Origin of the sequence: Streptomyces phaeolivaceus, from assembly GCF_009184865.1 — a bacterium.
Classification (GTDB): Bacteria; Actinomycetota; Actinomycetes; order Streptomycetales; family Streptomycetaceae; genus Streptomyces; species Streptomyces phaeolivaceus.
This window is the reverse complement of the sequence record NZ_CP045096.1, coordinates 1,211,836-1,234,459: the sequence shown is the minus strand read 5'-3', so window position 1 is coordinate 1,234,459 and position 22,624 is coordinate 1,211,836. Positions and strand designations below refer to the sequence as shown.

General features: G+C 72.3%; 22 protein-coding genes. 6 read left to right on the top strand and 16 right to left on the bottom strand.

Going from position 1 to position 22,624, the window contains the following annotated elements:
• Nucleotides 1-2 precede the first annotated feature (2 nt).
• Together F9278_RS05900 and F9278_RS05895 are read left to right on the top strand one after the other, a co-directional pair.
• Nucleotides 3-890 carry an RNA polymerase sigma-70 factor gene (locus F9278_RS05900; protein ID WP_152167315.1) on the top strand — a complete coding sequence of 296 codons (888 nt, stop codon included), beginning with the start codon at nucleotides 3-5 and terminating at the stop codon, nucleotides 888-890.
• A gap of 232 nt (nucleotides 891-1,122) precedes the next feature.
• Nucleotides 1,123-1,884, top strand: coding sequence for a GntR family transcriptional regulator (locus tag F9278_RS05895; RefSeq protein WP_152167314.1), 762 nt, complete (start codon nucleotides 1,123-1,125; stop codon nucleotides 1,882-1,884).
• A gap of 128 nt (nucleotides 1,885-2,012) precedes the next feature.
• On the opposite strand, the gene F9278_RS05890 is transcribed toward F9278_RS05895, so the two are convergent.
• Nucleotides 2,013-3,170: an ROK family transcriptional regulator gene (locus F9278_RS05890; RefSeq protein ID WP_152167313.1), complete on the bottom strand. Its 1,158-nt coding sequence runs from the start codon at nucleotides 3,168-3,170 to the stop codon at nucleotides 2,013-2,015.
• A gap of 279 nt (nucleotides 3,171-3,449) precedes the next feature.
• Here F9278_RS05890 and F9278_RS05885 point away from each other — a divergent pair, with 279 nt between their 5' ends.
• The gene (locus F9278_RS05885) at nucleotides 3,450-3,893 is read left to right on the top strand and encodes a hypothetical protein (RefSeq protein WP_152167312.1); all 444 of its coding nucleotides are present in this window, start codon (nucleotides 3,450-3,452) and stop codon (nucleotides 3,891-3,893) included.
• A gap of 29 nt (nucleotides 3,894-3,922) precedes the next feature.
• Here F9278_RS05885 and mug read toward each other — a convergent pair whose 3' ends face one another.
• The 10 genes from mug to F9278_RS05835 all read right to left on the bottom strand — a co-directional run bounded on the left by mug (nucleotide 3,923) and on the right by F9278_RS05835 (nucleotide 14,627).
• Complete coding sequence (gene mug, locus F9278_RS05880; protein WP_152167311.1) at nucleotides 3,923-4,420, bottom strand: G/U mismatch-specific DNA glycosylase; 498 nt, start codon at nucleotides 4,418-4,420, stop codon at nucleotides 3,923-3,925.
• A gap of 44 nt (nucleotides 4,421-4,464) precedes the next feature.
• A complete protein-coding gene (gene purB, locus F9278_RS05875) occupies nucleotides 4,465-5,907 on the bottom strand; it encodes an adenylosuccinate lyase (protein ID WP_152167310.1) in 1,443 nt (480 codons plus the stop codon).
• A 59-nt stretch (nucleotides 5,908-5,966) separates the two neighbouring features.
• On the bottom strand, nucleotides 5,967-6,317 hold the full coding sequence (locus tag F9278_RS05870) for a DUF4326 domain-containing protein (protein WP_152167309.1): 351 nt from the start codon (nucleotides 6,315-6,317) through the stop codon (nucleotides 5,967-5,969).
• A gap of 31 nt (nucleotides 6,318-6,348) precedes the next feature.
• Entirely contained in the window at nucleotides 6,349-7,146 is a 798-nt protein-coding gene (locus tag F9278_RS05865) for an SGNH/GDSL hydrolase family protein (RefSeq protein ID WP_152167308.1), read from the bottom strand.
• Nucleotides 7,147-7,240: 94 nt separating this feature from the next.
• Entirely contained in the window at nucleotides 7,241-8,257 is a 1,017-nt protein-coding gene (locus F9278_RS05860; protein WP_152167307.1) for a hemolysin family protein, read from the bottom strand.
• Nucleotides 8,254-9,609, bottom strand: coding sequence for a hemolysin family protein (locus tag F9278_RS05855; protein ID WP_152167306.1), 1,356 nt, complete (start codon nucleotides 9,607-9,609; stop codon nucleotides 8,254-8,256). The genes F9278_RS05860 and F9278_RS05855 overlap by 4 nt, the downstream gene beginning before the upstream one ends.
• 177 nt (nucleotides 9,610-9,786) lie before the next feature.
• Nucleotides 9,787-10,212, bottom strand: coding sequence for a GNAT family N-acetyltransferase (locus F9278_RS05850; protein ID WP_152167305.1), 426 nt, complete (start codon nucleotides 10,210-10,212; stop codon nucleotides 9,787-9,789).
• 78 nt (nucleotides 10,213-10,290) lie between these two features.
• Nucleotides 10,291-11,172: an LLM class F420-dependent oxidoreductase gene (locus F9278_RS05845; protein ID WP_152167304.1), complete on the bottom strand. Its 882-nt coding sequence runs from the start codon at nucleotides 11,170-11,172 to the stop codon at nucleotides 10,291-10,293.
• 49 nt (nucleotides 11,173-11,221) lie between these two features.
• Nucleotides 11,222-13,792, bottom strand: coding sequence for an ABC transporter permease (locus F9278_RS05840; RefSeq protein WP_152167303.1), 2,571 nt, complete (start codon nucleotides 13,790-13,792; stop codon nucleotides 11,222-11,224).
• A 4-nt stretch (nucleotides 13,793-13,796) separates the two neighbouring features.
• Nucleotides 13,797-14,627, bottom strand: coding sequence for an ABC transporter ATP-binding protein (locus tag F9278_RS05835; protein ID WP_152167302.1), 831 nt, complete (start codon nucleotides 14,625-14,627; stop codon nucleotides 13,797-13,799).
• A gap of 219 nt (nucleotides 14,628-14,846) precedes the next feature.
• On the opposite strand from F9278_RS05835, the gene F9278_RS05830 reads away from it, so the two are divergent.
• Nucleotides 14,847-15,086 carry a toxin-antitoxin system HicB family antitoxin gene (locus tag F9278_RS05830; RefSeq protein ID WP_152167301.1) on the top strand — a complete coding sequence of 80 codons (240 nt, stop codon included), beginning with the start codon at nucleotides 14,847-14,849 and terminating at the stop codon, nucleotides 15,084-15,086.
• 4 nt (nucleotides 15,087-15,090) lie between these two features.
• Nucleotides 15,091-15,465 carry a fic family toxin-antitoxin system, toxin component gene (locus tag F9278_RS05825; protein ID WP_152167300.1) on the top strand — a complete coding sequence of 125 codons (375 nt, stop codon included), beginning with the start codon at nucleotides 15,091-15,093 and terminating at the stop codon, nucleotides 15,463-15,465.
• Here F9278_RS05825 and F9278_RS05820 read toward each other — a convergent pair.
• Nucleotides 15,434-16,138: a class I SAM-dependent methyltransferase gene (locus tag F9278_RS05820; protein ID WP_152167299.1), complete on the bottom strand. Its 705-nt coding sequence runs from the start codon at nucleotides 16,136-16,138 to the stop codon at nucleotides 15,434-15,436. The two genes, F9278_RS05825 and F9278_RS05820, sit on opposite strands and share 32 nt — an antisense overlap.
• Before the next feature lie 147 nt (nucleotides 16,139-16,285).
• Nucleotides 16,286-16,972 (bottom strand): esterase/lipase family protein, encoded by a 687-nt coding sequence (locus F9278_RS05815; RefSeq protein WP_152167298.1) that lies wholly within the window; start codon nucleotides 16,970-16,972, stop codon nucleotides 16,286-16,288.
• A gap of 169 nt (nucleotides 16,973-17,141) precedes the next feature.
• Between F9278_RS05815 and F9278_RS05810 the strand changes: the two genes are divergently transcribed.
• Nucleotides 17,142-19,295, top strand: coding sequence for a helix-turn-helix transcriptional regulator (locus F9278_RS05810; protein ID WP_193241385.1), 2,154 nt, complete (start codon nucleotides 17,142-17,144; stop codon nucleotides 19,293-19,295).
• Between the two features lie 106 nt (nucleotides 19,296-19,401).
• On the opposite strand, the gene bioD is transcribed toward F9278_RS05810, so the two are convergent.
• The 3 genes from bioD to bioB are packed head-to-tail and all read right to left on the bottom strand — an operon-like array spanning nucleotide 19,402 to nucleotide 22,616.
• Entirely contained in the window at nucleotides 19,402-20,121 is a 720-nt protein-coding gene (gene bioD, locus F9278_RS05805) for a dethiobiotin synthase (RefSeq protein WP_152167297.1), read from the bottom strand.
• A gap of 1 nt (nucleotide 20,122) precedes the next feature.
• Nucleotides 20,123-21,412, bottom strand: coding sequence for an adenosylmethionine--8-amino-7-oxononanoate transaminase (locus F9278_RS05800; protein ID WP_193241384.1), 1,290 nt, complete (start codon nucleotides 21,410-21,412; stop codon nucleotides 20,123-20,125).
• Nucleotides 21,405-22,616: a biotin synthase BioB gene (gene bioB / locus F9278_RS05795; protein WP_152167296.1), complete on the bottom strand. Its 1,212-nt coding sequence runs from the start codon at nucleotides 22,614-22,616 to the stop codon at nucleotides 21,405-21,407. The genes F9278_RS05800 and bioB overlap by 8 nt, the downstream gene beginning before the upstream one ends.
• Nucleotides 22,617-22,624 lie beyond the last annotated feature (8 nt).

Sequence of the window (22,624 nt, the reverse complement as noted above, 5' to 3'; positions counted from 1 at the left end):
GGGTGACCACCGATATCGCGACCGACGTCTTCGAAGAGCACCGTCCCGTCCTCATGGGAGTCGCCTACCGCATGCTCGGCAGGATCGCCGACGCGGAGGACGTGGTCCAGGAGGCCTGGCTGCGCTGGTCCGGCGCCGACCGGTCGGAGGTGCGCGAACCGCGCGGCTATCTGGTCCGGATCACCACTCGGCTCGCCATCGACCGGCTGCGCCAGGTGCAGTCGCGCAACGAGTCCTACCCCGGCCCCTGGCTGCCGGAGCCGTACGTCACCGACTACGGGGCCACCGTCCCGGACACCGCCGAGCGGGCCGTCCTCGCCGACACCGTCTCCCTCGCCGTGCTCGTCGTCATGGAGTCCCTCTCGCCCCTGGAACGCGCGGTGTTCGTGCTCCGGGAGGCCTTCGGCTTTCCGTACGCCGAGATCGCGGCCATGATCGACCGCGCCGAGCCCGCGGTGCGCCAACTCGCCGGGAGGGCCCGGCGGCACGTCGACGAGCGGCGCCCGCGCTACGAGGTCGACCCCGCCGAACGCCGAGAGCTGACGGAGAGGTTCCTCGCCGCCGCGACCGGCGGTGACCTCGACGGGCTCATGGCGCTGCTGGCCCCCGACGTCCGGCTGGTGGGCGACGGCGGCGGCATCGGCAAGGCACCGGTGCGGGTCCTCGAAACCGCCGACAAGGTGGGACGGTTCCTGCACGGCGCGGCGGGCAAGGGCATCCCGGACGCCGCGTTCCGCTTCATGGAGATCAACGGCGGCCTCGCGGTGGTCCTGTTGGCCGGTGACAAGGTCGACAGCGTGTTGCAACTCGACGTCGCCGACGGGCGCGTGCAGTGCGTCTACGTCGTGCGCAACCCGGAGAAGCTGCTCGCGCTCACGGCGGTGTCGTAGACCGCGCGGCGCCGAGCGACGCCCTGTCAACGGTCGTACGACGGCCCGTCGTACGACCGTGAAGGCTCGATGAACGCTGTGTCGCGTCCGACCTGTCGAATGCCTGAGGGTTCGATGATTGGTCTTGACCAAGGGTGGGGGCAGGCCTATGGTCGCAAGAAAGTGCAACAACCTTTAATAAACAAGGGCGCCAAAAACGCCGCCGGGCCACGGCGAAGCAGCGGAGGACAGGGTGGGGACCCAGCAGCTGGAATCGGTGCCGGAACCGAAGTACTGGCATCTGAAGACCGTGCTCACTGAGGCATTGGACTCCGAGTTCTCGGTGGGGGAGATCCTGCCCAACGAACGTGATCTGGCGGCCCGTTTCGGCGTCGCGCGGGCCACCCTCCGCCAAGCGCTGGAGCAGCTCGAACTGGAGGGCCGGCTGCAGCGCCGTCGCGGCGTCGGCACCACCGTGGCGCCCCCGCGCGTGGGGGTCGCGGTCGGCACCGAACAGCACGCGTGGCCGGGCACCGTCGGCGACGCGTGGCAGGCCGTGGACTGCGTGGACTCGGCACCGCCCGTCGCGGTCGCCGACATCCTGGACAGCGTGCACGGCGAGCAGGTGCACGTGGTGCGCCGCTCCCGGATGTCGCACGGCCAGCCCGTAGCCGCCGAACTGCTCTACATCCCGGCGGACTCGGTGCCCGCCCTCTCCGCCATAGACACTCCTTCCGGTGCCGCACGCGCGCGTGCCGTGCTGCGTGAGCTGCAGCGCCTGGAGCTGGAGGGGCAGGACCGCTCGGTGGAACTGGGCTCCGCGCGCGCGGACGACGCCAAGGAGCTCGACCGGCTGCCCGGTGCGCCCGTCCTCGTCGTCACCACCCGCTTCTACGCGGAGGGACGCACGGCGGCCGTCTCCCTGGCCACCTACCGTGCTGACACGTGCCGCCTGACCTTCGGCACCTCGGGCGACGTCGAGATCCACCACGGCCCGGAGCGCCGCGCCTCCTGACGAGCCGCACGCCCCCTTCGAGCCGCACCCGCCGCGCTCCGGACATCCGGAGCGCGGCGTTCTCGTACGCGCACTCGGACATCCGAGGGGCGCGGCGTACCAGTACCCGCACCCGTACGCGGTGTCGGTCAGCGGCGTGCCGTGACCGTGCCCTCCACCGCGAACAGCTGTTCCTCGACATGGTCCAGGGCCAGCCGGAGCGCGCCCATGGCGACGGCCGCCTCGCCCAGCCGGGAGAGGGCGACGCGGGGCGGGCGGAGGCAGTAGCGGGCCAGTTCGTGGCGGAGGGGGTCGAGGACGTCGTCGATGCCGGTCGCCCAGCCGCCGACGACGACGAGTTCGGGGTCGAGGGCGAGGACGAGGGCCGTCACGTCGTGGACGAGCCGCTGTATGAAGCGGTCGACGGCCTCACGGGCCCGTTCGTCGCCCTCGCGCGCGTGCTTGAAGACCTCGGCGACGGCCTGCTCGTCCAGCGGATGCAGCGGCTCGTCCGTGGTCGACAGCAGCGCCTCCGGGGTGGCCTCGCGGCCCAGCAGATGCAGCGCGCCGATCTCACCGGCCGCGCCCCCGTACCCCCGGTGCAGCCGCCCGCCGATCAGCGAACCGGCGCCCGGGCTCAGCCCCGCCAGCACGAACACCACATCGTCCGACTCGGCGGCGGCGCCCTTCCAGTGCTCGGCGACGGCGGCGGCGTTGGCGTCGTTCTCGACCAGGACGGCGCACTTGAAGGAACGGCTCAGCCGCTCACCCAGATTCAGGCCCGTCCACTGTGGCAGGGCCGCGCACAGCCGTACGGCACCGTCGGCCTCGATGACCCCCGGACTGCCCACGCCGACCGCCCGCAGCGAGCCCCGGGAGACGCCCGACCTGCGGAGCAGCTCGGCGACGGTGGAGCGCAGCCGCTCCAGCCGGTCGTCCGCCGACGCCGACTCGGAGACGTCCTTGGACAGCGAGCCCAGCACCCGCCCGTCGAGGTCCGCGAGCAGCGCGGTCACCTGGTGCGAGCCCACGTCCAGCCCCAGCAGATGGCCCGCCTCGGCCCGGAACCGGTAGTGCCGCGCCGGGCGCCCCTGCCGTCGGGCGGCGCCCTCCTCGGCGGCCCGCTCGACCACCAGACCGGCCTCGACCAACCCCTCGACGACGCCCTCGACCGTGGGCCGGGACAGCCCGGTGACCCTGGTGATCTCGGTGAGGGTCGCGTGGTCCGTGGCCCGCAGCGCGTGCAGCACCACGGCCGAGTTGATTCTTCGAAGCAGAGAGGGATCCCCGCCGGTCAGTCGCCCCAACGCCTGTCCTCCCAGCTCGCGCCCATGTCCGCCGGATGGTACCCGCCACGACGGACCCCGGCGAGTGCCTGGCGCCCCCGACCTGCGGAATCCGGGCGCCCGCGACCTGCGGAACCCTGCCCGCCGCCGATCCTCGGGATTCCCGCCGGCTCCTACCGCGGGTCAGCGGCCCGCCGGGCTCACGACCGCCCCATCCGCGGCGTCCGCCGGGGCGGATGGGGCGGCCCCGGCCTCCTGACGCCGTGCCAATTGTCAGTGGTGCCCGCTTTACTGGACCTCATGAGCATCACGCAGCATCTCGCCGTCATCGAGCGGCTGTGCTCCGAGGACTTCCCTGCGGAGCCCGGCCGCTCGGACGCCGGCACGGCCGGACCGGGCTGGCACATGGCCGAGTTAGAGACGAGCACGGACTTCTGGGAGGACGACGGAACGCGGCGGGAGGAGGCCGAGGAGCAGTACGAGGCGGAGCGGGACGCACTGTCGGAGCGGCTCGCCGCGCGGTGGGGTGCCCCCGATGTGTTCAGCCTCCGGAGCGTGCTCGACCGTTCGACGGACGGTGAGGACATACCCGAGCCCTGGGGACCGCTCAGCTCCCACGTCCCCGACGTACACCTGTGGCGGGCCGACGGCCACGGCCGCTGGGTGGCGCTCGGCGTCTCCCAGTGGGACAAGGAGCTGCCGTACCAACTCGTCGCGCTGATAACGGAGATCGACCCACCCTGACCAGCGGGGCGGGGCGCCGCGCCGGCCCGTCAGGCGTCCGCCGCCACCCGCAGCCGTCCGAACTCCTCCGCCATGGCCGCCGCCGTCCAGTGCGCGTTCAGCCCGCTGGGGTTGGGCAGCACCCACACGCGCGCGTCCCCGATCGTCCGCTCCTGCGGCCCGACCGCGGCCTTGCGCTCGCCGAACGCGGCCCGGTACGCGGTCACGCCGACCACCGCGAGCCAGCGCGGCCGGAGTCGCTCCACCTTGGCGGTCAGCAGCCGCCCGCCCTCGACGTACTCCTCCGGCGTCAGCTCGTCGGCGCGTGCCGTGGCGCGGGCGACGACATTGGTGATGCCGAGCCCGTACGACGGCAACTCGCCCTGCTCGGACGGCTTGAGGAGCCGGGGCGTGAAGCCGGACAGATGCAGGACGGGCCAGAAGCGGTTGCCGTGCCGGGCGAAGTGGTGGCCGGAGACGGCCGTCATCAGCCCCGGGTTGATGCCGCAGAAAAGAACCCGGAGGCCGTCCGCGGTGACATCCGGCACCAGCCGGTCGCGGGCGGCCTCCAGTTCGGCCCGGGTCCAGCGGGTCAGAGGATCGCTCCCGGCGTGTAGCCGGCGGCCTCCGGGCGCTGCTTCACGATCTCCTCGATCCGCGCGACGACCACGGCGACCTGGTCGGCGGCGGCGCCCGTGAAGGAGAGCTTGTCGGCCATGAGGGCGTCCAGCCGGTCACGGTCCAGGGGGATGCGGTCGTCGGCGGCGAGCTTGTCGAGGAGTTCGTTGCGCTCGGCGCCCTGCTCGCGCATGGCGAGCGCGGAGGCGACGGCGTGCTCCTTGATGGCCTCGTGCGCGACCTCACGGCCGACACCCGCGCGCACCGCGCCCATCAGCACCTTGGTCGTGGCCAGGAAGGGGAGGTACCGGTCCAGCTCACGCGCGACGACGGCCGGGAACGCGCCGAACTCGTCGAGCACGGTCAGGAAGGTCTCCAACAGACCGTCCAGCGCGAAGAACGCGTCCGGCAGCGCGACCCGGCGCACCACCGAGCACGACACATCGCCCTCGTTCCACTGGTCGCCGGCCAGCTCGCCGGTCATCGACGCGTACCCGCGCAGGATGACCATGAGGCCGTTGACGCGCTCGCACGACCGCGTGTTCATCTTGTGCGGCATCGCGGACGAACCGACCTGACCCGGCTTGAAGCCCTCGGTCACCAGCTCGTGCCCGGCCATCAGCCGGATCGTCTTCGCGATGGAGGAGGGCGCCGCCGCCAGCTGGACGAGGGCCGTGACGACCTCGTAGTCCAGCGAGCGTGGGTAGACCTGGCCGACCGAGGTGAACGCCTGTGCGAAGCCGAGGTGTCCGGCGATCCGGTCCTCCAGCTCCGCCAGCCTGGCGGCGTCCCCGCCCAGCAGATCCAGCATGTCCTGGGCCGTGCCCACCGGGCCCTTGATACCGCGCAGCGGGTACCGGCCGAGCAGCTCCTCGACCCGGCCGTACGCCACCAGCAGCTCGTCGGCGGCCGTGGCGAAGCGCTTGCCGAGGGTGGTGGCCTGCGCGGCCACGTTGTGCGAGCGGCCCGCCATGACCAGCTCGCCGTACTCACCGGCCAGCTTGCCGAGGCGCGCCAGGACGGCCACCGTCCGGTCGCGGACCAGCTCCAGGGAGAGCCGGATCTGCAGCTGCTCCACGTTCTCGGTGAGGTCGCGGGAGGTCATGCCCTTGTGCACGTGCTCATGCCCGGCGAGGTCGTTGAACTCCTCGATCCGCGCCTTCACATCGTGCCGCGTGACCTTCTCGCGCTCGGCGATGGAGGCCAGGTCGACGGTGTCGAGGACCCGCTCGTAGTCGGCGAGCGCCTCGTCCGGCACCTCGATCCCGAGATCCTTCTGGGCCCGCAGCACGGCCAGCCAGAGCTGCCGCTCCAGCCTCACCTTCTGCTCGGGCGACCAGAGCGTGGCGAGCTGGGCGGAGGCGTAACGTCCGGCGAGGACGTTCGGGATGCGGGGCTTGGCTGGCGCAGAAGTCACGTGTACGGATTCTACTGGCGATTCGCGCAGGTGAGCGCCGAGGGTCTCTTCGGAGGAACCTACGAGGGCCGGTCCGGGGCGTCCGCCAGCTCCGCCAGGATGTCGCCGTGGCACGGCTCCGGTGCGCACCAGCAGGCCAGGGTCTTGCCGCGCAGTTGCGGTACGAGGGCCATGAGGTCGGGGTCGGAGGTCAGGTACTCGCGGTACTTCGCCATCACCTCGGCCCGGGTCCCGTCGCGCTTCTTCTTCTCGGTGTCGTACTGGAACGGGTTGAAGAGCGGGTGCCGCGGCAGGTCCCAGTGGCCCATGGTCCAGCGGCGGCCGATGTACACGAGGTCGCCGGGGGCGAATTCCAGCCGGGGGCCGAAGTCGCGGATACGGCCCTTGAGGTTGATCACTGTCGTGGACACGTGGGCCTCCCGGTGCGGGTACGGCGGTTCCTTACGCTAGCGGGCCCTCGTACGGCAGCAACTCGGGTCGCTTGGCCGGCAGGCCGTCGCCCGAGGAGCGGCCGGTGAGGCGGCGGCCTATCCACGGCAGCAGATACTGGCGGGCGAACCGGGCGTGGGCCACCTGGCGGGCGGTCCAGCCGGGCGGCGGAGTGACAGGCATCGGCGTGCGCCACTCCGGGTCCTCCGCCTCCTGGCCGAGCGCCTGCCAGACCGCCTCGGCGACCCGGCGGTGCCCCTCGGCCGTCAGGTGCAGCCGGTCCACGTCCCACATCCGGGGGTCGGCCAGCGACGGCGCGCCGTACAGGTCGACGACGAGGGCGCCGTGCCGGGCGGCCAGCTCGTCGATGCAGTCGAACAGCTCCTCCATGCGCGGCCGGAACCGCTCCAGGACCGGGCCCTGACGGCCGGGGCTGCGCATCAGCACGAGCTGCTTGCAGGAGGGCGCGAGGCGCTCCACCGCCTCCTCCAGCAGACCGCGCACCCGGCCCATGTCGCACTTGGGCCGGAGCGTGTCGTTGAGGCCGCCGACCAGCGTGATCACATCCGCCCGCATCGCCGCCGCGACCCCCACCTGCTCGGCGACGATCTGGCCGATCAGCTTGCCGCGCACCGCGAGGTTGGCGTACCGGAAGCCGGGCGTCCGTGCGGCCATGCGGCCCGCGAGGAGATCCGCCCAACCCCGGTAGGAGCCGTCGGGGAGGAGGTCGGACATGCCCTCGGTGAAGGAGTCGCCGACCGTGACGAGGCTGGAGTAGGTGGGGCCGGAGTGGCTGGGATTCGTCTGCATGGCGACAGAAATGGTACCCCGTGCACATACCCAGCGGTCGGTCACCCTCCCCGCACACTCGCCTGACCCTCGCCACACGCTGGGCCGGCCCTCGTCACACGCTGGGCTGACCCAGCAGCTCCCGCAGTACGTCCTCCATGGTCACGATCCCGGCCAGTCGGCCGTCCTCGCCCAGCACGGCCGCCAGGTGCGTCCGGCTGCGGCGCATCGCGGTGAGCACGTCGTCCAGCGGGGTGGTCTCCCGGACCCGGGCGATGGACCGCATGTCCCGGACGGAGAACGGCACATCGCGCGGCGTCGTGTCGAGTGCGTCCTTCACATGGAGATAGCCCACGATCCGGCGCCCCTCGTCGACCACGGGGAAGCGGGAGAACCCGGACTCGGCCGACAGTCCCTCCAGCTCCTCCGGGGTGACCCCCATCCCCGCGTACACGACCCGCTCCAGCGGGAGCACCACATCGCGCACGGGCCTGCGGCCCAGCTCCAGCGCGTCGCGCAGCCGCTCCTGCGCGCGGTCGTCGATGAGTCCGGCCTCGCTGGAGTCCGCGACGAGACGGGCGAGTTCGGTGTCCGAGAAGGCCGCCGTGACCTCGTCCTTCGTCTCGATCCGCATCAGCTTCAGCAGGGTGTTCGCGAAGGCGTTGATCGTGAAGATCACCGGACGCAGCCCGCGCGACAGCGTCACCAGCGGCGGGCCGAGCAGCAGCGCGCTGCGCACCGGCTCCGCGAGCGCGATGTTCTTCGGCACCATCTCGCCGAGCAGCATGTGCAGATAGGTGGCGAGGGTCAGGGCGATCACGAAGGACACCACGTGCCCCGCGCCCTCCGGTACACCCATCGCGTGGAACACCGGCTCCAGCAGATGTTCGATCGCGGGCTCCGCGACCACACCGAGGACCAGCGTGCACAGGGTGATGCCGAGCTGTGCGGCGGCCATCAGCGCGGACACGTGCTGCAGACCCCACAGCACGCTGCGGGCCCGCCGGTCGCCCTGTTCGGCGTACGGCTCGATCTGGCTGCGGCGCACCGAGATCAGCGCGAACTCGGCGCCCACGAAGAAGGCGTTGACGACCAGCGTCGCGAAACCGATCAGCAGTTGGACGGCGGTCATCGCGTCTCTCCCTCGCGCGTCCGGTGCTCGTCTTGTTCCTCGTCGGACGCGGTCGGCGCGTGCAGCAGCACGCGTGCGGCCCGGCGTCCGGCAGCGTCCACCACGTCCATCCGCCAGCCGACGACCTCGACGGTGTCACCGACGGCCGGAATACGCCCCAGCTCGGTGGCGACGAGACCCGCGAGCGTCTCGTACGGCCCGTGCGGCGCGCGCAGGCCGACGCGGGCCAGCTGGTCGGTGCGGGCCGAGCCGTCGGCCGAGTACAGCTCGCGGCCGTCCTCGTCGGTGCCGACGGGTGCCAGGTCGGGTGTCTCGTGCGGGTCGTGCTCGTCCCGCACCTCGCCGACGACCTCCTCGACGATGTCCTCCAGCGTCACGACACCGGCGGTGCCGCCGTACTCGTCGATGACGACGGCCATCGTGCGCTTGCCGGAGAGCCGGTCGAGGACCCGGTCGACGGTCAGGGACTCGGGGACGAGGAGCGGTTCGCGCAGCAGTTCGGCGACGGAGGTGCGCAGCCGGCGCTCGGCGGGCACGGCCAGCACGTCCTTGATGTGCACGGTGCCGACCACCGAGTCCAGGCTGCCCCGGTAGACGGGGAAGCGGGACAGGCCGGTGGCCCGGGTCGCGTTCGCCACGTCCTCGCAGGTCGCCTGGGCGTCCAGGGCGATGACCTGGACGCGCGGGGTCATCACGTTCTCCGCGGTCAGGTCCGCCAGGTTCAGGGTGCGCACGAACAGTTCGGCGGTGTCCGCCTCCAGGGCGCCCTCCTTGGCCGAGTGCCGGGCGAGGGCCGCCAGCTCCTGCGGGCCGCGCGCGGAGGCCAGCTCCTCGGCGGGCTCGATGCCGAAGAGCCGTACGAGACGGTTGGCGGTGTTGTTGAGGTGGGTGATGAACGGCTGGAACGCGGCGCTGAACCAGCGCTGCGGATTGGCCACCTTCTTCGCCACCGGCAGCGGCGCGGAGATCGCCCAGTTCTTGGGCACCAGCTCGCCGACCACCATCAGCACGACGGTCGACAGCGCCGTACCGATCACCAGCGCCACCGAACTCGACGCGGAGGCCGGGATGCCGACCGCCTCCAGCGGGCCCGCGATCAGCTTGGCGATGGACGGCTCGGCGAGCATGCCGACCACCAGGTTGGTGACGGTGATGCCGAGCTGGGCCCCGGAGAGCTGGAACGTCAGGTTCCGTACGGCCTTGAGGGCGCCGGCGGCGCCCCGCTCGCCGCGCTCCACGGCCCGCTCCAGCCGGCCCCGGTCGACCGTCGTCAGGGAGAACTCGGCGGCGACGAAGGCACCACAGATCAGCGAGAGCAGCACCGCCACCAGAAGGAGGAGCACTTCTGTCATCGGGTCACCTCCGTCCCATGGTCGGACAGGGGCGGGAGGATCGCGCGATGTCGTGCACCGGCTCGGGTACGAGGTGTACCGAGGCGGGTACTGGGAGGCTCGCCCATGGGCGGACGCTCACAACCTTTCCGTAGAGGTTGACGGGTCCACCCATGGTAAAGGACCGGCAAAGGACCGTCAGTCCCCGAGCGGCTTCACCCAGCGGCGCCACTTCTCCTCGGGCGCGTACCCGGCCGCCCGCCACGCATGCTGGGCGGTCTCGTTGCGGACGAGCACCATCGCGTCCCCGCGCCGCCCGCCGAGCCGTACGAAGCGCTCCTCGGCGGCGGTGAGCAGTGCCGAGCCGATGCCCCTGCGCCGCCGCTCGGGGTGCACCGCGAGCCGGTACAGATGGCACCGCCAGCCGTCGAAGCCGGCGATGACCGTGCCCACCAGTTCGCCGTCCAGCTCGGCGAGGATCAGGGTCTCGGGGTCACGGGCCACCAGCCGCTCGACGCCCGCACGGTCGTCGCTGATGCTGGTGCCCTCGGCGGCCACCTTCCAGAAGGCGAGGACGGCGTCGAGGTCGTCGGGCGTCGCGGCCCGTACACGCAAGTCGATCATGAACCGATCCGATCACGGGGCCGGCCGGCGGACCTGGAATTCCAGAATCCGGACAGGGACGGCACGGCCCACCCGCGGTCACCGGCCCCGCAGCGCCTCGACCACCTTCGCGAAGACCTCCATGTTCGGCTCCAGGACGGTCAGATACGAGAATCCGTACCGCTCGCGCTGCGCCAGCACCTGTTCGACGATCTCCTCCAGCGTCCCGACGAGGACCAGCGGCAGCTGGAGGACCTGCTCCTCGTCGAGGCTCGGGAGATGGCCGAGCCACGGCCGCACGGCGGCGCCGCGGTCCTCGGTCAGTTCGACGATCTGGATCAGCAGGTTCAGTTCGGCGGGTTCCTTCCGCCCGGCCGCGAACTCCTGGTAGCGGCCCACCCGTTCGTCGAGTTCCCCGGCGGTCAGCGCCTCCAGCGTGCCGCCCGCCACCGTCCGCGCGCCCGTGAACGCCGCGATGTCCGCGTGCTCGGCGGTGATCCGCAGCATCCGGTCACCGTTGGCGCCGACGAGCAACGGCACCCGGGGCCGCTGCGCGGGCCGCGGCTGGTGCTCCTCGGAGCCGAACAGCCGGTCCAACTCCTCGACCGTACGCAGCAGATGGTCCACCCGCTCGCCCGCCGACCCCCAGGGCAGCCCGGCCTTCTCGTGCTCGGCCGGTACGTACCCGGTGCCGAGCCCCAGTTCCAGCCGCCCGCCGGTCAGCGCGTCCGTGGTGGCGACCTCGCGGGCCAGCAGCGTCGGGTTCCAGAAGCCCGCGTTGAGCACGAACGTGCCGAGCCGTGGCCGCTCGGTCGCCTCCGCCGCCGCGACCAGCGACGGGAACGGGGCCGGCATGCCCAGATGGTCCGGGACCAGGATCACGTCGTACCCGAGCTGTTCGGCCCTGCGGCACTTGGCGCGCCACTCCTCTCCCGACGTGGGGCTGAGCAGACTGACTCCGAAACGGAACGGGCGCGGCATGAACTCTCCTCAACTGCAAGGGACTTGAGCCGACATCCCGGCGAGTACATCATTCGTGCGCGATGGCCGCCAGCACGTTCATCCGGGAGGCGCGCAGCGCGGGCAGCAGGGCCGCCACGACACCCACCACCGCCGAGCCGACCACCACGGCGACGACCGTGCCCCACGGGATCGCCAGCGCCTTCATGCCCTGCAGCGCCAGCACCTGCTGCACACACACGCCCCAGACCAGGCCCAGCGCGAGGCCGAGGACCGCGCCGAACACGGCGATCATCACCGACTCCAGCCGGATCATCCGCCGCAGCTGCCGCCGGGCCAGCCCGATCGCGCGCAGCAGCCCGATCTCCCGGGTGCGCTCGACCACCGACAGGGCGAGGGTGTTGACCACGCCGAGCACCGCGATGACGATCGCCAGGCCGAGCAGCGCGTAGACCAGATAGAGGAGTACGGCGATCTGGTTGCGGATCAGCTCCTTGTAGTCGGCCTGGTCGCGGACCTGGACCTGGGGATAGGCGTCCAGGGTCCGTTCCAGGTCGGCGCGCAGCTCGTCGGCGCCGACGCCCGAGCCGGCGTTCACGTACAGCGACGAGTCCTGGCCGTCGGGCACGTACTTCTCGATGGTGCCCATCCCGAAGTACAGCCCGCCCTGCATGCCGAAGCCGTCGGCGGTGTCCTGGTCGGTGAGCGCGGCCACCTTCAGCTCGGCGCTCTTCCCGGCGGGGAAGCGGACCGGGATCGTGCTGCCCACCTTCACGTCGTGCTCCCGCGCGAAGTCCACGTCCATCGCGAGGGCGCCGTCCGCCAGCGCGGCGGCGCTGTCGCCCTCGGCGTAGGTGACGTTGGCGACCTCGTCGAGGTCCGGGTCGTAGGCCGAGGCGGTCGTCTCGATCCGGTCGCCGTCCGGCAGCCGTACCTCCACCGGGGTGAACCGCTGCCGTACGACCAGGCCGGCGCCGTCCGTGGCGCGGACCTTGTCGGTGACCTCCTGCGGGAACGGCATGAAGTTCTGGTTCTGGATGACGAAGTCGGCGCCGAGGGTCTTGTCGATCTCGTCGTCGAAGGACTTGGTCATCGACGCGCTCGCCACGGACATCCCGCCGACCAGCGCGATCCCCACCATCAGCGCGGCGGCGGTGGCCCCGGTCCGGCGCGGGTTGCGCAGGGCGTTGCGCTGGCTCATCCGGCCCACGGAGCCGAACAGCGCGGGGAACGCGCCGCCGAGGACCCGGATGACCGGACGTACGAGCAGCGGTCCCGCGATGACCGTCGCGATGAGGGTGAGGACCACGCCGAGGCCGAGCAGGGAGGCCGCCGTACCCGTGTCCGTCGACAGCGCGCAGCCCGCGAGCGCGGCGGCACCGGCCGCCCCGACGACCCCGCCGACGATCGCGCGCACCTTCAGTGGCCGTCCCACTCCGGCGATCTCGGCGTCCGAGAGCGCCGCCATCGGGGACACGGTCGACGCCCGGCGCGCCGGGAGGTAGGCCGCCACGAAGGTGACGCCCAGCCCGACGACGTACGCCGCGATGGGCGTGCCCACGCCGATCACCATCTCGGCCGAGCTGAGGTTCATCCCGAAGGCGCCCATCAGCTCGATCAGCCCGAAGGCCAGCGCGATGCCCGCGGCCAGGCCGAGCGTCGACCCGACCAGGCCGAGGAGCGCGGCCTCGGTGAGCACCGACCGCCGCACCTGCCGCCGGTCGGCGCCCAGCGCGCGCAACAGGCCCAGTTCGCGGGTGCGTTGGGCGATGAGCATGGAGAAGGTGTTGACGATGAGGAAGACCCCGACGAGTGTCGCGATCCCGGCGAAGCCGAGCATCACGTACTTGATGACGTCGAGGAATCCGCCGAGCGAGGCGGCGGCGGACTCGGCCTGCTCGTCGGCGGTCTGGTAGTCGTACGCCGTCGGCCCCAGCTCGTCGGCGATCCGCCGCTTGAGGGCGTCGTCGCTCACCCCCGGCTCGGCGGTCACCGAGATCGTGGTGGCGGCGTCGGGGTCGCCCAGCAGTTCGGTCTGGGCGGCCCGGGTGTCGAGGAAGACCAGCGCGGCGCCGGGGTTGGTGGTGGTGAAGGTGGCGATGCCGACGATCTTCACCTTGAAGGAGCCCGGCTGGGCGAGCACCGTCAGGGTGTCGCCGATGCTCACGTCCTTGTTCTTCGCGGTGTCCGCGTCGAGCAGTGCCTCGCCGGGGCCCTCCGGGGCGTGTCCGCCGGTCAGCTTCACGGGGCTGCGGTCGGTGACGTACCAGTTGGTGGCGATGGTGGGGGCGCCCGTGGTCGGACCCACCGACTCGTTCTCGGCGTCGACGACCGTGACGTTCTCCACGGCCGCGTCGACATGGGTGTCCGCGACGCCGTCGATGCCCGCGACCCGCTGCGCGAGCGAGGCGGGCACGGTCTCCACGGCACCGGTCGGCAGCTGGCCCGACAGATCGTCGTCCTTCGGGCCCACGGTCACATCGGCCGAGGTGGAGGCGAAGAGCCGGTCGAAGGTACGGGTGACCGTGTCCGAGAAGATCAGGCTGCCCGAGACGAACGCCACGGACAGCACGACCGCCAGCGCCGAGAGCAGCAGCCGCCCCTTGTGCGCGAGGAAACTCCGCAGGGTCGCCTTGAGCACGGTCTCAGCCCTTGTCGAGGTCGGTGGGACCGGCGGACCGTACGCTGCCGGGGGGCTGGGGGTTTCCCCCGGAAAAGAGGCGCATGCGTTCGAGCACCGCGTCCGCCGAAGGCCGCTCCATGCGGTCCACGATCCGTCCGTCCGCGAGGAAGAGCACCAGGTCGGAGTGGGCGGCGGCGCCCGGGTCGTGGGTGACCATGACGACCGTCTGGCCCAGCTGGTCGACCGCCTCGCGCAGGAAGCCGAGCACTTCGAGCCCGGCGCGGGAGTCGAGGTTGCCGGTCGGCTCGTCGGCGAAGATCAGCTCGGGCCGGGAGACGAGCGCGCGGGCGCAGGCGACACGCTGCTGCTGGCCGCCGGAGAGCTGGGAGGGCCGGTGCTTGAGCCGGTCCCGCAGCCCGAGCGTGTCGATGACCTGGTTCAGCCACTTCTCGTCGGGCTTCTTGCCCGCGATGTCCATCGGCAGGGTGATGTTCTCGGCCGCGTTCAGCGTCGGGATCAGATTGAACGACTGGAACATGAAGCCGATCCGGTCCCGGCGCAGCCGCGTCAGATCGCGCTCCTTGAGCCCGGTGATCTCGGTGTCCCCGAGCCATACCTGTCCGGCCGAGACGGTGTCGAGCCCGGCCAGGCAGTGCATCAGCGTGGACTTCCCCGAGCCCGAGGGGCCCATGACCGCGGTGAAACGGCCGCGCGCGATGTCCACGTCGACCGAGTCGAGGGCGAGCACCGTCGTCTCGCCCGAGCCGTACGCCTTCGTCAGGGCTCGGGCGCGGGCGGCGATACCGTCGGCTTCCGCGCGGCCGAGGGTGTGCTCAGCGGCAGCAGTGGACAAAACGGCCTCCAGGCTCGAACCAGTTCGAATTCCGGGCGTTCCCGGCCGAGCCTAGTGTGACGCGAGGCACAGTCGAAATCCTCCCGAAGTCCGAGACCGTCTCCGTCGCAGGTCGGGTTCCCGATATCGATGTAAGGGGCACGTGAAGTGCGCCCCTAAGGGGCGTGCGCGGCAAAGGCGCCCTTGCCTCCGCTAGCACTCCGGCGCTAGCGTCGAACCATGGCCAAGACCCAGCTGAACGTACGGGTGGATGAGGACACGGCCCGTGTCGCCCGTGAACGAGCCCTGGAGCGCGGGATGAGTGTGAACCGGTACATCGAGGAACTGGTCCGGCAGGACACCGGCGAGGCGGGCCACACCTTCGTCGAGTCAGCCGCCGACTTCATGAAGCAGTACGAGGCGGTGTTCGCCGAGGAGTTCGGCACCGAGCCCGAGGGCCGGCGCGAGGGACGTCGCTGATCCCTTGAGCCAGCTCCGCATCGACCTCGCCTGGCTCCTGATGGTCGCCGAACGCAAGACACCCGGGGACCCCCAGGTCACCGACTGGGGCGCCCTCGTCGCGGCCGTCGCCCGGCACGAGGCCCAGATCTTCGACGTCGCCGTCTACGACACCCCGCACGCCCGCGCCGCCGCCCTCCTCCAGGTCCTGCTGCACATCCCGGCGCTGGAGCGCTCCAACGCGCTGTTCGCCTCCGCCGTCGCCTACGGCTATCTCGTGGCCAGCGGCGTCAAGGTCGTCACCACCGCCGAGCAGGTGCGTGAACTGGCCCGACTGGTCAAGAGCGGCGAGGCCAGCGTGCACGAGATCACCCGGGAGCTGCGCCAGTGGAGTCTGTGAGACCGGTGGACTCCGGGGCACCGGGCCGCCGGGCCCGGCCCAGCACACAGTAGGAACTGGGCAGCCGCGGCCCCTGCTCGGGCACCAGCACCTCACGGACCGGCCCGACCTCGAAGCCGGCGGCCCGCATCACGGCGACCGGATCACGGGACACATGGCAGCCGCCGAACAGCAGCGGCCACACCGAACCGTCCAGCACCCGCTGGGTCGTCCGCATCGCCCCTCCGCCGCCCCGGCCGTGCTCGAAGAACCGCAGCTCACCACCGGGGCGCAGCACCCGCCGCACCTCGTTCAGTGAGCGCCGGACGTCCCGCACGCTGCACAGCACCAACGACACCACGGCCGCGTCGAAGGCCTCGCTCTTCACCGGCAGCGCCTCCGCCGCGCCCGGCACCACGTCCACGGGCACGTCGGCGCGCAGGGCGGACTCCAGGGCCAACCGCCGCAGGGAGTGCTCCGGTTCGATCGCCACCACCTCCGAGACCGTGCCCGGGTAGCGCGCGAAGTTCAGACCGTTCCCGGCGCCGATCTCGATCACCCGCCCCGAGAGCCCTTCGAGCAGCTCGTCGCGCAGCGGCCCGATCCTCGGCTCCGCCGACACGCTGAGTCTGGCGTAGAACCGGGCGAAGAGGGGGTGGTGCACGGCGTCCTTCGTGGCGCGGGCGCGGGCCATGAGGACCTCCCGAAGAGGACGGCAGATACCGCGATTGTCCCCCGGGAAGCACCGGCTCACCCGTCGCACAGCCGTGGGGAACGACTGTGCGACGGGTGTGGGGGAGCGCGGTGCGCCGCGCCGGCGGCCCGTGCGCCCGGCGCCCGGTCAGGCGATGAAGGCCCGGACCCGGTCGTACACACCGTGGTCGTTGTTCATGTCGGTGTGCGAGACGCACCCGACCCCGACGTTGGTGGCGCCACTGAGGATCGCGGTGGTGTCCGGGGTGAGCGCTTCATCGCAGTTCGACCAGTAGCTGGCGTACGAGACGCTGCCCGGGGTCTCGTCACCGGAGTTGAGCGAGGTCAGGAACGAACTGCCGGTGTACATCTCCGAGCAGGACGTGTAGAGCCACCGGCACCAACCGGCCACGGTCGTCCCGTGGTTGACACCGGCCGTCGAGACGAAGTCGTCCACGTACGCCGTCCCGCCGAGATTCTTCAGGTAGTAGCGGGAGTTGAGCGCGCCCATCGAGTGGACGACCAGGTCGACCTTGGCGGCGCCGGTCGAGGCGAGCACGCTCTGGATCTTGGTCTGCAGCTGCCGGGCCGTCGTCACGTTCGACTTGCCCCAGTCGTACGACCAGGCGTACAGCTCCGAGGCGGTGTAACCGTCCTCCTTGAAGTAGGAGACCCATTCGTCCCAGCTGCTGGACGAACTGCTCAGTCCGTGCACGAAGACGACCGGGTTGTGGGCGGCGGCCCGCGCGGGGGAAGCGGAGAAGGTGAGCGACAGAAGGAGCGTCGTGGCCACGGCGGAGAGAGCCGTGGCGGCACGGAGCATGCGGCGCTGCATGGTGCCTCCTGAAACGGGTGGGGTTGCCAGGAGTGTCGGGGCGGGTCTACGCGCGCCGCATCGGCGAAATCGCCGGTCTTTACTGGTCGGTTAACCCGCCAGTAACGTGATGGGTGTGGTGACTCCGGTGAATCCCCCGCACCTTCCGCGTCGCTCGCCACCACCCCCCATGAACGTGTGGTCGAGCCCGAACGCAGCGTCGGCCCAAGTGCCCACGCTGTCCGAAGGCGTGCGCGTACGCCTGCTGCACGCCGCCCACGGCGACCCCCGCGCCGCCGCGGAACTCGCCGCCGCCCTCACCCGACGCCAGCTCACGGGCCTCGACCCGCTCCCCGCCGAACCCCTGGCACTGGCCCCCACCCTGCTGCGCACCCACCGGCGGGACGTCCGGGCCCTGCCCGGCGACACCCGCTTCCTGCTGCTCCTCGCCGCCGCCGACCAGCACCCCGTGCCCACGCACGCCTACGCGCGGGCCGTCACGGCGGCCCGCCTCGACACCCGCCCCCTCGACACCGCCGAGGCGGCGGGCCTCGCGCACGCCACCGCCCAGGGCATCGTCTTCCGGGACGCCTGGACCCGGATCGCCGTCTACGAGTCCGCGTCCATGGCCGACCGGCGCGAGGCCCACCGCCTTCTCGCCGCCGTCCTCAACGGCGAGGGCGAGAGACCCGGCCGGTCCTGGCACCGGGCCGCCGCCGCCCTCGGCCCCAGCCGCCGCCTCGCAGGCGAACTCCGCCTGGCGGCACGGGTGGCACGTGCCATCGGCGACCCCGCCCTCGCCTCCGCCCTCGCCGAACGCGCCGCCACGCTCACCCCCGAACCCGCCGAACGCACGCCCCTGCTCGCCCAGGCCGCCGCCGAGGCCTGGCGGTCGGGCGACGGAGACCGGGCCCGCCGCCTCGTCGCCGCCACCGCCGACGACGCCCTCGCCGGACTGCTCGCCCTGCGTGCCGGAAACGCCGCCGAGGCCTTCGACGCCCTGCTCACCGCCACCGTCCGGCACGTCGGCGACCACACCCCGGACCGGTCCGCGCATCTGCTGGCACGAGCCACCGAGGCCGCCATCTACACCGGGGACCTCCGCCGCTGCCGGGAGGCCGCCGCCGTCGCCGACGCGCTCGGCATCCTGCCGCCCAGCACCCTCGGCGCGCTCGCCGCCGCGTTCGAGGGACGCTACGACGACGCCCGGGACGTCCTCGAAGCCGCCGCCGGACGCTGCGGCCCCGGCGGCGACCCCACCCGGCTCATCCACTCCGGGATCGCCGCCCTCCTCCTCGGCGACCACACCCGCGCCTTCACCGCCACCGCCCGCGCCGCCGCCTCCGCACGGGCCCGGGGCGACACCGTGAGCGTGCCGCAGGCCATGGAGTTCCGGGCCTACGCCGAGTTCTGGACCGGGCGCCCCAAGGCCACCGAGGCCGCCGCCCTGGACGCCCTGCGCCAGGCGTACGCCACCGGGCAGGACAACGGCGCCTGCCACCTCCAGGCCGCCCTCGCGATGTTCGCCGCCGTCACCGGCGACGAACAGGTGTGCCGGGAACGCGCCGAGTCCACCCGCGCGTACGCCCTGGAGCGCGGCCTCGGACTGCCCGCCGCGCTCGCCATGTTCGCGCTCGCCTTCCTCGACCTGAGCACCGGCCGGTACGCCGCCTCCGCCGCCCGCCTCCGCGCGCTGGCCGGCTTCGGCCCCGGACACGGACACCGGGCCATCCGGCACATCGCCACCCCGCACTACGTCGAGGCCGCCGTCCGCACCGGCGAGACCCGGGTGGCCGTAGCCGCGCACGCCGACTACGACCGCTGGGCCCGTACCGTCCGCAGCGCCGACGACCTCGCCCTCAGCGCCCGCTGCCGGGCCCTCCTCGCCACCGGGGAGGAGGCCGTCGAGCACTACCGCACCGCGCTCGACCTGCACGCCTCCGGCACCCGCGACTTCGAACGCGCCCGTACGGAACTGTTGTTCGGCAGCGCGTTGCGTCGTCTCCGCAACCGCACCGAGGCCCGCGACCGGCTGCACAGCGCGCTGGAGGCCTTCGACCACTTCGGCTCCCCGCACTGCGCGGCCCAGGCCCGCGCGGAACTCCGGGCCCTGGGGGAGCGCGCCGCCGCCGCGCCCGCCGCGGAGGACCTCGCGGCCCGGCTCACCGCCCAGCAGCTGATGATCGCCCGCATGGCGGCGGACGGTGCCACGAACCGGGAGATCGCCTCGCGGCTGCTGCTCAGCCCGCGCACGATCGATCACCATCTGCGGGGGGTTTTCTCGCGGTTGGGGATCAGGTCGAGGATCGAGTTGGTGAGGCTGCTGGGGGAGCGGGAGGGCTGACGCCGGGCCGCGCCCCGTCAGGGGCGCGGGGCTGTATCCATATGCGGCTCCGCCGCGCGGGCGCGACCAGCCACGACGAACCCGCAGCCGGCGCAGCACGGCACCCCTATGGCGCGATTCCCGCCGTGGTGAAGGAAACCGCGTCCCACACCCCACCCAGCGCCGGCGCCAGCCAACCACCCGCCCTCGCCCGGAAGTCGCGAGGCGCCATCGCCCCCGCGCCCGCCGGTACCGCCCCCAGCAGCGGAGCGTTCGCCACCACCGGCAGGTCCGCCAGGTTGCAGCGCGCGGCCAGGTCCGGGGCATCGGGCCAGCTGCCGATGACCACCCCCGCCAACTCCAGCTCCCGCGCGGCGAGTTCGCGGGACGTCAGCTCGGTCGCGTTGAGGGTGCCGAGGCCGGCCGGGGCGACCAGCAGGACCGGTGCCGCCAGCAGCCGGGCCGTGTCCGCCAGGGTGCCGCCCGCCTCGTCGAACCGTACGAGGAGGCCACCCGCCCCTTCGACCAGCACCAGGTCGTGTTCGACCGCCAGTTTGGCCGCCGCCTCGGCGACCTCCTCGGGGTGCACGGGCGCGAGCCCGGACCGCCGGGCGGCGGTCCCCGGGGCCAGGGGTTCGGGATAGCGCGCGAGTTCGCGCGCCGTCACGGCCCCTGCGAGCCGGGCCACCTCGTCCGCGTCGCCGCGCTCCTCCGGCCGTACCCCCGTCTGCGCGGGCTTGAGCACGGCCACGGACCGGCCCGCCGCCACGGCGACGGCCGCGACGGCTGCCGTGGTGACGGTCTTGCCGACCTCCGTGCCCGTCCCCGTGATCACCAGGACCTTCATGTCATCCCTCCCGCACGGCCGCGCACACCGCGCGCGCGATCCGTGCCACGTCCTCGTCGCCCGTGACGTACGGCGGCATCGTGTAGACGAGATCCCGGAACGGGCGCAGCCACACGCCCTCGCGCACCGAAGCCGCCGTCGCGGCGGCCATGTCCACCGGGCGGTCCAGCTGCACCACGCCGATCGCGCCGAGGACCCGTACGTCCTTCACGCCCGGCACCTCGCGGGCCGGCGCGAGCCCTTCCCGCAGCCCCGTCTCGACGCGTCTGACCTCCGACAGCCAGTCCTGGCCGAGGAGCAGTTCGATCGAGGCGCAGGCGACGGCCGCCGCCAGCGGGTTGCCCATGAAGGTGGGGCCGTGGGCGAGCACCGGCACCTCGCCCCGGGAGATCCCGTCGGCCACCCGGGCGGTGCACAGGGCCGCCGCCATGGTCAGATAACCGCCGGTCAGCGCCTTGCCGACGCACATCACATCCGGTGTCACCGCCGCGTGGTCCGCCGCGAACAGCGCGCCCGTGCGCCCGAACCCGGTCGCGATCTCGTCGAACACCAGCAGCACGTCGTGCGCGTCGCACGCCTCGCGGAGCACCCGCAGATACGTGGGGGAGTGGAACCGCATCCCGCCCGCGCCCTGCACCACCGGCTCCACGATCACGGCGGCCAGTTCGTCGGCGTGCTGTTCGATCGCCGCGCGCAGCGACTCCGCGTACGACTCCTCGTACGCGGCCGGCGGCGGGTCCGTGAACACCTGCCGGGGCAGGACGCCCTGCCACAGCTCGTGCATCCCGCCCTCCGGGTCGCACACCGACATCGGCTGCCAGGTGTCCCCGTGATAGCCGCCGCGCCAGGTCAGCAGGCGCCGCTTGCCGGGGCGGCCGAGCGAACGCCAGTACTGGAGGCACATCTTGACCGCGACCTCGACCGAGACCGACCCGGAGTCGGCGAGGAAGACATGCTCCAGACCCTCGGGCGACATGTCGACAAGGTGCTTCGCGAGCCGTACGGCGGGCTCATGGGTGAGCCCGCCGAACATGACATGGCTCATCCGGCCGAGCTGCTCGCGCGCCGCCTCGTTCAGGACGGGGTGGTTGTAGCCGTGGATCGCCGACCACCACGAGGACATGCCGTCGACCAGCTCGCCCGAGCCGTCCGCGAGCTTCAGCCGGACCCCGCTCGCCGACTCCACGACGAGCGGTTCCCGCCGGCCCGGCATGGGCCCGTACGGATGCCACACATGCCGCCGGTCCAGCTCGACCAGCTCGGCCACGCTCCGGTCGGGCAGCTCAGGCATTGGGCGCGAGATCGGTTCCGGTGCCCCGACGGCGTACGGCGACCAGGTCCGTACGCGCCTCGCCCGCCGGGGTCCTGACGGCCGGCGCCTCGGCGGCGGAACCGCACACCCCGCCCCCCGCGTGCGACCCGCAACCGGCGCCCGCGCCCTCGTCCGCGTGCGACCCGCAGCCGCCCCCGGCGGAAACGGCCGCGACGTGCGCCCGGTGCTCCGGCAGTGTCACCTGGTCGGTGCCCTCCACCTCGAACCCGGCGTCCGCGATCATCTCCAGGTCGGCCTTGCCGGCCTGGCCCTCGCTGGTGAGGTAGTCGCCGAGGAAGATCGAGTTGGCCAGGTGCAGGGCGAGCGGCTGCATCGTCCGGAGATGGACCTCGCGACCGCCCGCGATCCGCACCTCGCTGTCCGGGCAGACGAACCGCACCATCGCCAGGATCCGCAGACAGCGCTGCGGGGTGAGGTTCCACTCCTTGGCGAGCGGGGTGCCCTCGAAGGGGATCAGGAAGTTCACCGGCACCGAGTCCGGGTCCAGTTCGCGCAGCGAGAAGACCACGTCGACCAGGTCCTCGTCGCTCTCGCCCATGCCCGCGATCAGCCCGGAGCACGCCGACAGTCCGGCGGCGTGCGCCTTCCGCACGGTGTCCACCCGGTCGGCGTAGGTGTGGGTGGTCGTGATCTCGCCGTAGGTCGCCTCGGACGTGTTCAGGTTGTGGTTGTACGCGTCCGCGCCCGCCTCACGCAGTCGTTCCGCCTGACCGTCGGAGAGCAGACCGAGACAGGCGCACACCTCGACGCCCTCGTTCTGATCCTTGATCGCCTTGATGGTGTCGGAGACCCGGGCCACGTCCCGGTCGGTCGGACCGCGTCCGGACGCCACCAGACAGACCCGCTTGGCGCCCCCGGCGAGCCCGGCCGCGGCGGCCTTGGAGGCCTCGTCGGGCTTGAGCCAGCTGTACTTGAGGATGCCGGCGGTGGAGCCGAGCCGCTGGGAGCAGTAGGAGCAGTCCTCGGGGCAGAGACCGGACTTGAGGTTGACCAGATAGTTCAGTTTCACCCGGCGCCCGTACCAGTGGCGGCGCACCTTCCCGGCCGCGGCCACCACGTCCAACAGCTCGTCGTCGGAGGTACCGAGAACGGCGAGCGCCTCGGCACGGCTCGGCGGCTCGCGCCGGAGCCCCTTGTCCACCAGCGTGTTCAGCAGGTCCATGAGAGCCG